At 61.1% G+C, this 13,336-nt stretch carries 13 protein-coding genes; 6 read left to right on the forward strand and 7 right to left on the reverse strand.

The window, feature by feature from the left end; all coding sequences use genetic code 11:
• Positions 1–104 precede the first annotated feature (104 nt).
• Complete coding sequence (locus HU749_RS25140; RefSeq protein ID WP_186652073.1) at positions 105–1,274, forward strand: hypothetical protein; 1,170 nt, start codon at positions 105–107, stop codon at positions 1,272–1,274.
• A gap of 179 nt (positions 1,275–1,453) precedes the next feature.
• A complete protein-coding gene (locus tag HU749_RS25145; protein ID WP_079301791.1) occupies positions 1,454–1,981 on the forward strand; it encodes an SET domain-containing protein in 528 nt (175 codons plus the stop codon).
• A gap of 10 nt (positions 1,982–1,991) precedes the next feature.
• Here HU749_RS25145 and can read toward each other — a convergent pair whose 3' ends face one another.
• Entirely contained in the window at positions 1,992–2,636 is a 645-nt protein-coding gene (can, locus tag HU749_RS25150) for a carbonate dehydratase (protein ID WP_003205581.1), read from the reverse strand.
• Between the two features lie 5 nt (positions 2,637–2,641).
• Positions 2,642–2,770: a hypothetical protein gene (locus HU749_RS29385; protein WP_256365268.1), complete on the reverse strand. Its 129-nt coding sequence runs from the start codon at positions 2,768–2,770 to the stop codon at positions 2,642–2,644.
• Between HU749_RS29385 and HU749_RS25155 the strand changes: the two genes are divergently transcribed.
• Positions 2,769–3,173, forward strand: a complete 405-nt coding sequence (locus HU749_RS25155) for a hypothetical protein (RefSeq protein ID WP_046063523.1) — start codon at positions 2,769–2,771, stop codon at positions 3,171–3,173. The two genes, HU749_RS29385 and HU749_RS25155, sit on opposite strands and share 2 nt — an antisense overlap.
• 52 nt (positions 3,174–3,225) lie before the next feature.
• Here the strand turns inward: HU749_RS25155 and rimI are convergent, their stop codons facing one another.
• Both rimI and HU749_RS25165 read right to left on the reverse strand, forming a co-directional pair.
• Positions 3,226–3,678, reverse strand: a complete 453-nt coding sequence (gene rimI / locus HU749_RS25160) for a ribosomal protein S18-alanine N-acetyltransferase (RefSeq protein WP_003205585.1) — start codon at positions 3,676–3,678, stop codon at positions 3,226–3,228.
• The gene (locus tag HU749_RS25165; protein ID WP_018604593.1) at positions 3,671–4,450 is read right to left on the reverse strand and encodes a hypothetical protein; all 780 of its coding nucleotides are present in this window, start codon (positions 4,448–4,450) and stop codon (positions 3,671–3,673) included. The genes rimI and HU749_RS25165 overlap by 8 nt, the downstream gene beginning before the upstream one ends.
• A gap of 181 nt (positions 4,451–4,631) precedes the next feature.
• Here HU749_RS25165 and mksB point away from each other — a divergent pair, with 181 nt between their 5' ends.
• The 3 genes from mksB to mksF are packed head-to-tail and all read left to right on the forward strand — an operon-like array spanning position 4,632 to position 9,440.
• A complete protein-coding gene (gene mksB / locus HU749_RS25170) occupies positions 4,632–5,912 on the forward strand; it encodes an Mks condensin complex protein MksB (RefSeq protein ID WP_041476417.1) in 1,281 nt (426 codons plus the stop codon).
• Positions 5,902–6,603: an Mks condensin complex protein MksE gene (mksE, locus tag HU749_RS25175; protein WP_186652071.1), complete on the forward strand. Its 702-nt coding sequence runs from the start codon at positions 5,902–5,904 to the stop codon at positions 6,601–6,603. Before mksB ends, mksE begins: the two co-directional genes overlap by 11 nt.
• The gene (gene mksF / locus HU749_RS25180) at positions 6,600–9,440 is read left to right on the forward strand and encodes an Mks condensin complex protein MksF (RefSeq protein ID WP_186652069.1); all 2,841 of its coding nucleotides are present in this window, start codon (positions 6,600–6,602) and stop codon (positions 9,438–9,440) included. Before mksE ends, mksF begins: the two co-directional genes overlap by 4 nt.
• Positions 9,441–9,647: 207 nt before the next feature.
• Here mksF and HU749_RS25185 read toward each other — a convergent pair whose 3' ends face one another.
• Genes HU749_RS25185 through HU749_RS25195 form a run of 3 tightly spaced genes read right to left on the reverse strand, consistent with a single transcriptional unit; the run spans position 9,648 to position 13,213 of the window.
• Positions 9,648–11,951 (reverse strand): PqiB family protein, encoded by a 2,304-nt coding sequence (locus HU749_RS25185; RefSeq protein ID WP_095963352.1) that lies wholly within the window; start codon positions 11,949–11,951, stop codon positions 9,648–9,650.
• On the reverse strand, positions 11,944–12,567 hold the full coding sequence (locus HU749_RS25190; protein WP_014340220.1) for a paraquat-inducible protein A: 624 nt from the start codon (positions 12,565–12,567) through the stop codon (positions 11,944–11,946). Before HU749_RS25190 ends, HU749_RS25185 begins: the two co-directional genes overlap by 8 nt.
• Positions 12,554–13,213, reverse strand: a complete 660-nt coding sequence (locus HU749_RS25195) for a paraquat-inducible protein A (RefSeq protein WP_014340221.1) — start codon at positions 13,211–13,213, stop codon at positions 12,554–12,556. Before HU749_RS25195 ends, HU749_RS25190 begins: the two co-directional genes overlap by 14 nt.
• Positions 13,214–13,336: the final 123 nt, after the last annotated feature.

The raw sequence follows: 13,336 nt of genomic DNA on the forward strand, positions 1-13,336 counted from the left end.
AAAGGGCCGATATTTCCATCGGCCCACTTCTTCTTCGGCTCGGTCTGTTTCAGTATGGATGCGCCCTGCTTTTGAGGGTCCCTCACGCTGAAAAGGATCTGAGCATGTTCAAACTCGCCGTACTTCCTCTTGCCGTCCTCACCCTGAGCGCCACCGTCCAAGCCGCCGACACGACCAATATCGACGTACAACTGGGCAGCACCGAGCGCGTCACCCGCCTCTTTGCCTACCCCAACAACTGCAACGTCATTTGTTTTCGCGACTGGACCCTGGAACAAACCGTCGAGCATTACCTGACCCAAAGCGTGCAGCGTGACGGCTACACCACGGCCAAGGTCGAGGTCAAAATCGACAACGACAAGGTCTATGCCAGCATCAATGGGGTACCGAAGAGCTACGGCCAACCGCTCAAGGCCCTGCTCGACGCCGGTGACCTGGCGTACAACGGCGCCTCCAAACTCAACAGCGACAAGAAATGGTCCTACAACTGGTACCTGTTCCTGCCGCTGGGCATGGCCCTGGAAAACCGCAAGAGTGTCGAGTTGCTGCACTTCCCGCCGGATTACTCCCTGACCCAGGCCCAGGACTATCTGGAGTCGGCGACCACCGATCGTTGGGCCACGCTGCTGACCGTCAACGGCATTGCGGTTGAACAGACACCGGCCTACCAGACCATCATCGACATCGCGCCCATCGCAGCGCCGTCCAATGCTGGCAGCACATTGGAGGGACTCTATAGCTACTTCAACGATTACCAAACCACCATGGTCACACAGGTCACCCAAACCGCCAGCGGCGCCGCGTTGCCGATGGTGGCCTTCGGAGCGCCCGTTCGGAACTGGATCAAGACCCAGTACGGCCAGACCGTGAATGTGCTCAGCTTGGCGACCATCACAACCGGCAGCGGGGTCAAGGTTCCGGTCCTGGGCTCCAACCATCCGAGCTACATCTGGTACGCCGCCGACAAGGACAGCTACGACGGTGACGAAGCCAAGGCGGATGCCGCGGGCCTGAAAGTCATGGGCCAGGACCTGAGTGCTTCATGCTGGCAGGCCGGCATGGGCAGCAAGCCGGGCACCGACCCGAGCACTCTGCTGAACCAGTGCACGCAGACCTGGCAAGTCACGCAAAAAGAAAAGACCTGCGAGTTGTTCTACACCTCCATTCGCAACTTGACGCCGGCTGATGCAGCGAAAAAATGCGAAACGCCGGCGATCAAGTCGCAACTTCCGCAACTGAAGGTGCCCATGCCGCTGCCTGCCGAGGCGGTCTAAACCTTGAGACGCCTTCCCGCGTAGGCTGGCGCTGACGCGGGAAAGCGCCTTTGGCACCTGTCAGAGTCGACAGTAGATGCCGCTCCCGACTTGGGCGAAGCTATCAAGGTTTTTTCAACGACCGCCGGCAGGATCGCCAGCGCCAGCAAGTCGAGTGTTTAGCACCGACAAGGACTGTCATGACCACGTTCATTACAGATCGCGCCTGTTCTCAGCATCGGGGCTGCATCTACCCGGAAAAACAACTCAGCACCCGCCTGGGCTACCCCTCGGTGCACGACTTCGAAGTGCATCACACGACCGACGGCCGCGGCAACGGCATCATCGCCCGTAAACCATTCGCTCCCATGACGAGGATGTGCAGGGTTTCGGGGCTGCTGGTCAGCCGACGGCGCCTGCACACGCTGCAGATCCTGCCGGACGTGCACATGTATGACCCGCGCTTCGCCGGATTGCTGCTGCATTCCTGCAACCCGAATGTCTTCCTCGACATGAGCGAACTGTGGCTGTGGTCACTGGCCTGTATCGATGAAGGTGACTGCCTGACGATGGACTACGCCAGTACCGAACAGAAACTGTATCGACAGTTCGCCTGCCGGTGCGGTTCATACAACTGTCATGGCTGGATTACCGGCTATGACGAACCGCCCAATGAGCAGGGAATGAAGTTTCTACGGCACTGGCGCCGTCAATGTCACCGCGACTGACGAACCGGGCTCAAGGCGCGTCGACCGGACGCAGCCGATACTGCGGCGGCAATTGCTCGAAACCGCTGATCGTGGTGTCCAGGCTCTTCCAGCGTCCGTCCTTGATGCCGTAGATGCAGCCATGGATCGACAGTTTCTGCCCGCGGTGCCAGGCGTTCTGCACGATGCTGGTATGGCCGACGTTGGCCACCTGCTGGATCACGTTCAGCTCGCACAGGCGGTCGACACGCTCCTCCTCGGTCGGCAATTGGCCCAACGCCTCGCGATGCTCGTAGTACAGGTCGCGAATCGAGCGCAGCCAGCCGTCGATCAGGCCCAGTTGCCGGTCCTGCATCGAGGCACGCACACCGCCACAGCCGTAATGGCCGGTGACCAGGATGTGTTTGACCTTGAGCACGTCCACCGCGTACTGGATCACCGACAGGCAGTTGAGGTCCGTGTGCAGCACTACGTTGGCCACGTTGCGGTGTACGAACAGATCGCCCGGCAGCATGCCGACGATCTCGTTGGCCGGCACCCGCGCATCGGAACAGCCGATCCACAGGTATTCCGGGGTTTGCTGACGAGCCAGCTTGGAGAAGAAGTCAGGATCTTCCTGCTTGATCGCATCGGCCCAACGCGCGTTGTTATCAATCAGATCTTGTAATTCGTTCATGCTGTCTAGCCTCGATTGAGAGTGCGCAACTGTGACAGACGACCGCCGGTCGAGGTCACGTCGGCGATGCATTGGAATTCCTGGATGCGCTGCCGGTCGACACCAGTAAGGCCCACAGTATGAGGAATTGCCATGAATGATTCACGACGCCCCTTCGATGCGACGCAACCGGAACCCATCGACGACAACGAAGATCGCATGGGCTCGATGCATGAGTTGGAATTCGACGACGAGCAGCCCAGCGCGAAAATCGGCGACGAATTGCCGCAAGGCGAACGCGAACAGCTGATGCCTCGTGAACGCGTCCGTGAAGCGGGCATGACCGGCGCCTCGACGGATGATCACCAGCCGACCGATGACGACATGAGCCCGGAAACCCTCATTCGCGAAGACGGCGCCCGAGATGCCCGTGAGGCCGGCGGCGACGAGCAGGCTGACTGGGACCTGAGTGTGGTGGATGAAAACGATATTGGCGGAGGCGATGGGCTGGACGAAGCGGAAATGGCGGATATCGATCCGCTGGATGGCAAGCGTTGACCCTACAATCGCCATCGCGAGCAAGCTCGCTCCCACAGGGGGGCGCGGCGCTTCAGTCCACCAAGGTACACGCCATGACCACCGCATCCTCACGCCCGCCCACTGCCGGGTAGTAATCCCGGCGCCGGCCAATTTCATTGAAACCATAGCGCTCATACAGCCGGAACGCCGTGCGGTTGCTGTCGCGCACTTCCAGGAAGCATTCCCGGGCCTCGGCCTTGTAGGCAATCGACATCAAGTGTTCCAACAGGCGCAAGCCCAGACCACGACCCTGGTTTTCCGGTTTGACGGTGATGTTGAGCAGGTGCGCCTCATCCAGGATGATCTGCACCACGCCATGACCCACTTGCTGCTGGCCTTCGAACATCAGCCAGATCTGGTATTTACCCAGCCCGTCGAGAAATATCCCCCGGGTCCAGGGGTGGCTGTAGGCGGCGTATTCGATTTTCAGTACAGCGTCGAGGTCCGCCTCGGTCATCGGGCGGAACGATACAGCGTCACTCATTCGATTCTTTCCAGCGCGCCATCAGCCGGCGCATGGCTTGCCAGACATCAGCCTTGCGCTGTGGCGTTTCCATTAACAGTTCCAACCCGGGCAACGCCCAGGCCGAGCCCAGGCCTTCGACCTGCAGTTCACGATTGAACGCCTCGGCATCCGCCTCGCCGGCAAACTTCACCGCCGGCAGGCCGATCAGCCACAGGCACACGCAGGGCTCGTCTTCGAGGCGCGCCGAAACGAAGCCCTGGACGAAATCCCGCGCCGCTTCGGGCCCCTGGTCCATGGTGCCGCGCGACAACAGCGGCCAGCGCACCGGTTCGCCAATGATCTGCGGGCTATCCGGTAGACCGGCGGCGCGCAGCATGTCCTTGAGCAGCAAGTAGGCCGGATCGCGACTTTGAAACGGCTCGCCCGTGGGCAACTCCACCAACAGCAGGCAACGCCCGGCCCGCAGCAGTTGCAGGGCGAAACGCGGCGGGGCGACGTAGGGAGCCTTGGGCGGCGCCTCGACAACCTCCTCCACCGGTTTGGCGTTGGTACGGGTCGAGGCCAGGCTTGGACGCGGCACTTCGATTTTCGGCCGCTCGGCCACGGGCGCCACCGGCTCGGCGACCGTCTTGGCCACAGGCGCGGTCACGACCGGCGCGATGTACTCGGGCTCGGGCGTTTCCAGCAGCTCGGGCCGCGACGGGGCGGCGAACGGCAATTCGGTACGCGGCAGCCAGTTGACCACCTGCATGGCGGTCAGATAGGCGCGGCGACGGGACTCGATAAGCAAGGGTCGGCCACTTGTGGATAACTGAAAGTGGGAGGGATTCTACCGCCCTTCGGCGCGGATCGCTTCCCTGTTGAGCCAATAGTTGATCGATAGCAAACGACAGTCCGTCCAAGGGGTGAATCGCAAGCGGCTCGATGCAGTACAATCGCCGCTTTTAATTGCCAACCCGACGGCCATTGCGATGATCGAACCCAAGCGCGTCTTGCGCGCCCTCGCTGAACACTGGGCATTGCTGGAACCTTTGTGCGAGCACTTCGACCAGGGCACCCTGAGCCTCAACGAATTGCGTTCACAGCTGGCCGCCCAACAGCTGGACAGCACGCCCCAGGACATCACCAGCCTGCTGGATGTGTGGATCCGCCTGGACATTCTCGTACCGGTGGCGAAAAGCCCGAACCGCTTCGAGCTCAACGCCCAGATCCATGACTTCCTCGCCTACCTGCGCCGCGAACACCGCCTGGGCCTGTGCCTGGAGATCGAAGCCTACCTGCGCCACCTCGAGCGCCTGGCCGGCTACATCCAGGACGCCTTCGACATTCGCGACGGCAACGACCTGGCTCGCCAGCTGCGCCTGCTGGACATGCGCGTGCGCGATGTGCTCAAGAAACTCGCCAACGACGAACAGGCCCTGGTGGCCGTGGCCGAACGGGCCAAGACCAGTGATCGGCAGATCCCGCTGCGCCAGCGCTATGCCGAGGTGCTGGCGACCTGGGACGAATACGTTGAGCCGATGATCCAACTGGTGAATGCCGACGGCGCCTTCGAGCAAGGCGTGCGCAAGGTCGAGAACGTGCTGTTGCGCATGCTCACCGAACAGCAGCGCCTCGGCCACCTGGTGGACGACGACATGCTGCTGCGCACCCACGCGCGCATCCTCGAGATGCAGACCAGCGCCCAACTGACCCTGCGGCATGCCCGTGAACTGCTCCTGCCGCTGCGCGAAGAGGCTCGCCGCCACAACGCCGTGACCCGTGGCGCCGCCCTGGCCCTGGCCGCCATTCGCCGCAAAGGCATCGATGCCGTGCCGCAGGCCGCCATGCCGATGTTCACCCGGCCGCAAAGCACCTTCCTGGGCAGCGCCAGCCAGGTCGAAGCCTACGTCTATGCCCTGGCCCGTTTCGAACCGAAACCGGCGCGCTTCCCCAAGTCCCACAAGACCCACAAGGGCGGCGAAGCACCGCGCGCGCCACGCACCGTGCGCGAGATGGTCGAGCGTTGCGAAGACGCCCTGCCGATGCCGGACCTGATGACCTGGCTGCTGGAACAGGAACCGGACGGCGCCACCGACGAATTGCTGTACTGGTTCTCGCGCCTGTCGCGGGAAAAACGCTTCAAGCGCGAGCGTCTGGAACGCCGCGACTATCACACTCACGAGCATCAGGTCAGCCTGCGCTCCTTCGCCCTGCTCTCGGCCGGCGACACCGCCGCCGAGGATTCTGCGAGCATCCCCCATGCATCTTGATCTATCCGAACTGTCCCAACTGGCGCCGATCTTCCGCGAGTTGTTCAAGGGCTACCACGTCAGCCGCCGCGACCCGGAGCTGTACGCGCAACTGTCGAACTTCCAGGACCAGTACCGCACACTGTTCAAGGCCCTGGGCTTCGAACTGGTGTGCGACACCCGTGGCTTCTATTACTTCGTGCCGGACCTGGCCGCCGCGGCAGTCAACAAGACCGCCCAGCGCCTGGCCCTGTTCACCTTCATTCTGGTGGAGCACCTGGCCGACCAGGGCCGCGATCCGATTGCCGTGCTCGACGGCGGCAGCCTGGGCCGCGATGAGCTGCCTTCGCTGCTGGAAAAGTACCGCGACCTGTTCATCCAGGCCGAAGTACAGACCCAGGAAGAACTGGAAGAAAAAATCATGCGGCGCATGACCCAACTGGGTTTTGCCAGCGAAGAAAACGGCGTGTATCGCTTCCTGCCGCCGATGCATCGGTTCCTCGACGTGTGCCTGTCGGTCCAGCAGGACCGCGACCTGGCCGCCAGCCTGCACAGCGTGCTGCCGTTGCCGGTGCCCGTGCTGATCGACGAAGACAGCGACAAAAAACTGCTGCAGACCGATGATCCGCTGGACCTCAGCGAATTTGAAGGTAAGAGCGAAGAAGACGCACTGGCCCGCGCCATTGCCGAAGAACAGGAGACCGACGCATGAGCAAGGAACGCTACGGCATCCGCCGTTTTGCCCTTTTGAACACCGCCGGCTACAGCCTCGGTCTGTTCCCGCTGGAAGAACCGCTGTCGGTGTACGGCGCGAACAACCTCGGTAAATCCGCCTCGATCAACGCCTTGCAGTTCCCGATCCTGGCGCGCATGTCGGACATGAGCTTCGGCAAGTACAGCCTGGAGCAATCCCGGCGCTTCTACTTTGCCTCGGACACCAGCTACATTCTGGTGGAAGTCGCCCTGCCCCACGGCCCGCACGTAATTGGCGTGGTCGGTCGCGGCCCTGGCGGCGGTTTCGGTCACCAGTTCTTTGCCTACGCTGGCAAACTGGACCTGGCCCACTATCAGAAAAATGACACCTGCCTGCGTCAGAAAGAGCTGTTCACCAACCTGGAGCGCGAAGGCCTGAAAGCCTACGAACTCAAGCCGGATGAACTGCGACGCCTGCTGGTGGGTGGCCACACCTCGATCCCGCTGGACCTGACGCTGATCCCGCTGCGCTCCACCAGCGAACAAAGCCTCAAGACCTTCCGCGCACTGTTCATCAACCTGCTGCACATGCGCGAAATCACCGCAGCCAAGCTCAAGCAATTGTTCCTCGACGCGTTCGAACACAGCCTGCGCTCCGGTAGCGTGGACTACATCGCCGCGTGCGAAGAAGCCTTCCGCGATGTACGCCGCATGGAGCAGGACTACAACTCCCTGGTGGCGGCCGGCCCGCTGGTGGAAGCCCTGGCCAATGGCGTGAAGCAGCGCGATATCCTGCGCGGCAAATTGCATCGTCTCTCGCCGTTGCTCGATTCGCTGCTGGGTACCTGGTCGGACTACGCCAGTGCGCGCAAGGAAGAGCTGACCATCCAGGCCGAGCACTACCGCAACGAACAGGATTCGCTGCAGAACGACCAGCGCGGCGGCACTCAGGAGCTGATGCGCCTGGAGCGGGAAATCAGCGGCATCCAGCGTTGGCTCGGCGAACTGTCGGTGCTCAAGCATCGCTTTGCCCTGGTGGATGACGTCAAGGTCCTGGAGCAGCAACTGCTCGCCGCCAAGGACGCCCACGACGAACTGGCCGGCGCCCTGGCCCAGTCCCGGCAGTTCAGCGCCGAGGACCTGGAAGAGCGCCTGCGCGACCTGGAAAAACGCCTGAAGTCGGTCAAGCAGCAACTCGATCACGCCGACAACAACAGCTACGCCCGTCTGCGGGAAGAGTTCTCGCAGCAGGACGTCGAACGCCTGATGCGCCTGTTCAACAGCGCCCTGTTCAGCCTGCCACTGGGCGAACACGGCATCGCGCTGGACGAGAACGGCGAGTGGGTCAAATCCATGGAGCTGATCCTCGACGGCTTCAAGGGCGAGCGTTTCGAAGTGCCGGGCCTGTCCATCGACCTGTCCCACATCGAGCCACCTGCCCTGCAAGCCCTGGCCGACCGAGCCGCGCTGCGCGACCAGAAAGAGCGCCTGGAAAAAGAACTCAAGCAGCTCAAGACCCAGCAAGCCGTGGCCGCCGACCGCGCCGCGAGCAAGACCCGGACCGAGGCGCTGTACCAGCAGGTCCTGGATGCGCAGAAAGCCCTGGAAGACTTCCGTCGCAGCCAGACCCTGAGTGCAGAGGAAGGCGAGAAGCTCGAGCAACTGGCGCAGATGGAAGCCGCTCAGGACGAACTCAAGCGCTCCAGCGATGCCTTCACCGAGCGCGTCCAGCAGCTGTCCGCCAAGTTGCAGTTGGTGGGCCGGCAGATCGCCGACATGGAAGCCAAGCAGCGCACCCTCGACGACGCCCTGCGCCGTCGTCAATTGCTGCCGGCAGACCTGCCGTTCGGCACGCCGTTCATGGACCCTGTCGACGACTCCATGGACAACCTGCTGCCGCTGCTCAATGACTACCAGGACAGCTGGCAAGGGCTGCTGCGGGTCGACGGCCAGATCGAAGCGCTGTATGCCCAGGTGCGCCTCAAGGGCGTGGCCAAGTTCGACAGCGAAGACGACATGGAGCGACGCCTGCAACTGCTGATCAACGCCTATGCCCACCGCACCGACGAAGCGCTGACCCTGGGCAAGGCGCGCCGTGCGGCGGTGACCGACATCGCCCGGACCCTGCGCAATATCCGCAGCGACTACGACAGCCTCGAGCACCAACTGGCGCTGTTCAACCGCGAGATCAACAAGCGCCAGGTGTCCAACCTGCAGAGCTTCCGGATCGTCCTGGCGCCGAACAAGGAAGCGCTCAAGCACATCGACCAGATCATCCACAGTGCCGGCCAGTACGAGGAAGGCGAGACGCTGTCGGTGTTCGACCTCAGCCAGAGCGCCGAGCAGGACAACAAGAACGAAGAAGCCAAGGAATACCTGGCGCGGCTGGTGGCGGCGAACCACAACCAGCTCGGCCTCAAGGACCTGTTCGAGCTGGCGTTCGAGATCACCAAGGTCAACGGTCAGCCCGTGATCCACACCGACATCGACGGCGCGGCGTCCAACGGCACCACCATGACCATCAAGGCGCTGACCAACATGTACTTGTTGCTGCACCTGATGGACCGCGAACAGGCCGGCCGCGTGCGCCTGCCGTACTACCTGGACGAAGCCGCGGACATCGACGAGAAAAACCAGGCCGCCCTGCTGGAAACCAGCCTGCAACTGGGCTTCGTGCCGATCCTGGCCAGTGTGAAGCCGCAAGTCTGCGCCAGTGTCGCCATCGACCTGGAAGGAGGCAGCGGTCCGAACGGCATCTACATCGACGAAGCGGACTGGAAATACATCCGTCGTCACGATGCGGTGAAGGCCACGGTGAATGTCCAGGCCGACGAGCCGGAGCTGGATTCGGTGTGAGTGAATAACCGGGCATGAAAAAGGCCGCAGTCCAAATGGATCGCGGCCTTTTTTTATTGCGCTAGTTCTTGAGTTTTCAGGGCACCTGATGGCCTCATCGCGAGCAAGCTCGCTCCCACAGGGGATGCAGGATCGCCCATCCAAAGCATTCCAAGGTGGGAGCGAGCCTGCTCACGATGGCGTCAGAATAGACTAACGTTACACCAATCACTTACCCAGACTGATCTTCGGCGCCCAGGTCAGCCATTCATCTTCAAACTTATCGAACAGCGGGAAAGTCTGCTCCGGTCGAGCCGGATTGCCCATTCGTTCGCCATCCGGCGTTGCGAACGCAATGCCGCCCTGGATAAGCGTTTCAAGGGACTCGGTTCTCACCGTCGCGCCCTTGAACAGACCGAAGTCCAGACCGAAGCCACTGCTATTCCAGAAGCGTGTGCCGCTGCGCACCAGTGGCGCATATTTGGGCTCGATCAAGATATGGATCAGCACTCGGTCTGCGGTCTGGCCCAATTCATAACCAGTAACCTTGCCCACCGTAATCTCGCGATAGGTCACCGGCACACCGGTCTTCAACGAACCACGGCGGGCCGCGCTCAGCACCAGGCTCAATCCCGCTTCGGGCACCGCACTTTCCGGTGGGTTGGCCAGGGCCACGAAGCTTTTCTGCGGCCCGAGGTTTTTCGCCGAAGGCTGCACTTCAACGTACTGGCCGGTTACCAGGGTTTCCAGGTTGGAGGTCTTCATCAACCCCAACTCCGGCTTGACCACCCAGAACTGGGACCCGACCCGGGCGATGCGCTCGGGCACTTCGGTGATACGCGCAGTGAGCAGCACCGATTGCATATCGGCGCTGAGATCGACATCCTCGATCTGGCCCACATCCAGCCCTTTGAAACGGATCGGCGTACCGCTGCGCAAACCATCGGCGCGGTCGACCTTGATCGTCACCACGGTGCCGCGCTGTTGTGCCGCTTCATGATCGGCAAACAGGCGGAAACGCGGGATGCGTCTTTTCAGCGGCACATTGGGTTCCGGAGTTTCGAAGGCAATCCCGCCGGCCATCAGGCTTTGCAGGGACTCGCTCTTGACCTGGATCCCGCCCGTCAAACCTCCCGTAAGGGTGATGCCACTGGCGTTCCAGAAACGTGTCGAGCCGTTGACCAGCCCTTCGTATTCTTTCTCGATGTGCACACCAATGATCAGTTGCTTCTTCTTGCGGGAAAACTGGTAGCTCTGCACCGACCCGACCTTGACCTGCTTGTAGAGGATCGGACTGCCGACTTCCAGGGAACCGAGGTTTTCGGTCAGCAGGACCAAGTGCAAGCCCGGTGAACGCAAGTCCAGCGGCGGCGCCTTTGCCCTGGCTTCGTACTCGCGCTGCGGCGCGCCGCCCTTGTCACCCGGTCGCACAGCAATGTAGTTGCCCTTGACCAACGCTTCCAGACCGGTGATCCCCGCCAGGGAAATCGACGGCTTGACGACCCAGAACTGCGTGCCGGTTACCAGGTAATCTTCGGCCAAGGGATCCAGGGTCAATTCAGCCGTGGCGCTGGACAGGTCCGGATCGACCTTGAGGGTCTTCAGGCTGCCGACCTGGATGCCTTTGTACATGACCGGTGTACGACCGGCCTGCAAGCCCTCGAAATCACTGAGCTTGACCTTCACCCGGATGCCCGCCGCAGCGGCGTCAAAGTCTTCGTAAAGACGGAACGGCAGGCTTGGGTCCGTCGGCGGGCTGTCCTTGCGGCTTTCCGGCGTGGCGAAAGCAATCCCTCCGGCCACGATGCTGGCCAGGGACTCGCTGCGCACTTTGACGCCCGAGAGGTTGGCATCGATGCTGATGCCACTGGCGTTCCAGAAACGCGTGTGTTTGCGCACCAGGCTGGCATAGGTCGGTTCGATGAAGATTTTGATCTCGACCTTGCTCTGATCCTCGGACAACAGGTAGCTCTTCACCTGACCGACCTGGATCTGTTTGTAGAACACCGGGCTGCCGCGGTTCAGCGAACCCAATCGATCAGCCTTGAGGGTCAGGTGCAAACCCGGTTTGGCGTCCGACAGTGGAGGCTCTTCGACCAGTGCCTTGAATTTACGGGTCGATTCGCCTTCACCCGGGCTGATAGCTACGTAGTTACCCGATACCAGGGTTTCCAGGCCGGTGATACCGGCCAGGCTCACGCTCGGCTTGACCAGCCAGAAACGTGTTCCGGTCTTGAGGTATTGCTCGACGTCCTTGTTCATCTCGACCGTCGCGACCACTCCCTTGGAGCTGCCTTCGTCATCGAGTGTAAGGGCCGTCACTTTGCCGACCGGCATCCCTTTGTAGACGACTTCGGTTTTGTTGACCTGGATGCCTTCACCACTCTCAAAGCGCACATTGATCTCGATTCCGGTCTCGTTATAAGCCCGCCAGCCGAGCCAGCCGCCGATGATCAAGGCGATCAGCGGCAGGACCCAGATGGCCGACCAGTTCGAAGCCGGTCGGGTTTTAGCGGTAGGCAAATCAGTCATGGTCGTCATCCGACTCCGTGTTATCCCAAATCAGTCGGGGATCGAAGGTTACTGCGGCAATCATTGTCAAAATCACTACGCTGGCGAAAGCAATCGCGCCAAGACCGGCTTCGACACTGGCGAGCCGCCCAAAATTCACCACCGCCACCAGAATGGCGATCACGAAAATATCGAGCATCGACCAACGACCAATGAACTCGATGAAACGGTACATAAGGATGCGTTGCCGCGCCGACATGGGCTGGTGCCGCTGCACGGAAAACAGTAATAAGGCGATACCCACCAGCTTGAAAGTGGGCACCAGGATACTGGCGATGAACACCACGGCGGCAATAGGAATCATGCCGTGTTGTACCAACTCGATGACGCCGGACATGATAGTACTCGGAGCGCCTTGGCCCAGCGAGTTGATGGTCATGATCGGCAACATGTTGGCCGGAATATAAAGAACCGCGGCGGTGATCAACAACGCCCAGGTCCGCATCAAGCTGTTCGGGCGACGGGGGTGAACCAGCGCGCCGCAGCGAGTACAGGTTTGGTTGTCGGCTTCAGCATCCTGCCGATTCAACTCATGGCATTCCGCACAGATCAGAATGCCTGCATCAATCGCCCGCATGGGCATCTTCTCCTGATAACGCCTGCCAGATCTGATGCGGTGACATCACCACCTCCAACCAGACCTGGACCAGCAACAAACTGATGAAGCACACCAGGCCAAGGCCTATGGTCATGGCCGCCATATCTGCCAACTTGACGATGGCCACCAGCACGCCCATGAGGTAGACCTCAAGCATCCCCCAGTCTCGTAAATGGTGATAAATGCGGTAGAGCAACAAACCGTAGCTACGGCCAACGTCCAAGCGAATGGTCAGCAGCACAGCCAACTGGCAAAGCAACTTGAGTAGCGGAATACCCATGCTGCACAGGAACACCACCGCCGATACACCTTGCATACCGGTATCGAACAGACCGACCACGCCACTCCAAACGGTGTCCTGGGAGGACTGCCCGAGCAGATTGAGTTGCATGATGGGTAAGAAGTTGGCCGGCACATATAACAGCAGGGCGGCGATAACCAAGGCAAGACTGCGTTCGACTACATTGTGCCGGTGAGCATAGAGCTCATAGCCACAGCGGGGGCACTCGGCTTTTTCACCATGGGCCAGCTGAGGCTTGCGCATCAACAGGTCGCACTCATGACACGCCACCAGACCGCTCAGGGGCAGATCTGACAACCTATCAATGTCTGACGGATCGGGCATAAACAGCTCTGGCTCAGCTAAAGTGGGGCTATTCTAGTGCTCCAGCTCGGAAATAACTGTGCAAATTTATCACGAGCTTTCGCAGACTTTCCTAGGGACAAAAACAAAACCCCTACCTGCATC

The sequence above is a fragment of the Pseudomonas ogarae genome (assembly GCF_014268695.2).
GTDB classification, from domain to species: domain Bacteria; phylum Pseudomonadota; class Gammaproteobacteria; order Pseudomonadales; family Pseudomonadaceae; genus Aquipseudomonas; species Aquipseudomonas kilonensis.

Excerpts from the sequence above, each read along its gene's own strand:
- HU749_RS25140 (WP_186652073.1), top strand. The coding sequence starts at position 105 with ATGTTCAAACTCGCCGTACTTCCTCTTGCCGTCCTCACCCTGAGCGCC.
- HU749_RS25145 (WP_079301791.1), top strand. The coding sequence starts at position 1,454 with ATGACCACGTTCATTACAGATCGCGCCTGTTCTCAGCATCGGGGCTGC.
- can (WP_003205581.1), bottom strand. The coding sequence starts at position 2,636 with ATGAACGAATTACAAGATCTGATTGATAACAACGCGCGTTGGGCCGAT.
- HU749_RS25155 (WP_046063523.1), top strand. The coding sequence starts at position 2,769 with ATGAATGATTCACGACGCCCCTTCGATGCGACGCAACCGGAACCCATC.
- HU749_RS29385 (WP_256365268.1), bottom strand. The coding sequence starts at position 2,770 with ATGGCAATTCCTCATACTGTGGGCCTTACTGGTGTCGACCGGCAGCGC.
- rimI (WP_003205585.1), bottom strand. The coding sequence starts at position 3,678 with ATGAGTGACGCTGTATCGTTCCGCCCGATGACCGAGGCGGACCTCGAC.
- mksB (WP_041476417.1), top strand. The coding sequence starts at position 4,632 with ATGATCGAACCCAAGCGCGTCTTGCGCGCCCTCGCTGAACACTGGGCA.
- mksE (WP_186652071.1), top strand. The coding sequence starts at position 5,902 with ATGCATCTTGATCTATCCGAACTGTCCCAACTGGCGCCGATCTTCCGC.
- mksF (WP_186652069.1), top strand. The coding sequence starts at position 6,600 with ATGAGCAAGGAACGCTACGGCATCCGCCGTTTTGCCCTTTTGAACACC.
- HU749_RS25185 (WP_095963352.1), bottom strand. The coding sequence starts at position 11,951 with ATGACTGATTTGCCTACCGCTAAAACCCGACCGGCTTCGAACTGGTCG.
- HU749_RS25190 (WP_014340220.1), bottom strand. The coding sequence starts at position 12,567 with ATGCGGGCGATTGATGCAGGCATTCTGATCTGTGCGGAATGCCATGAG.
- HU749_RS25195 (WP_014340221.1), bottom strand. The coding sequence starts at position 13,213 with ATGCCCGATCCGTCAGACATTGATAGGTTGTCAGATCTGCCCCTGAGC.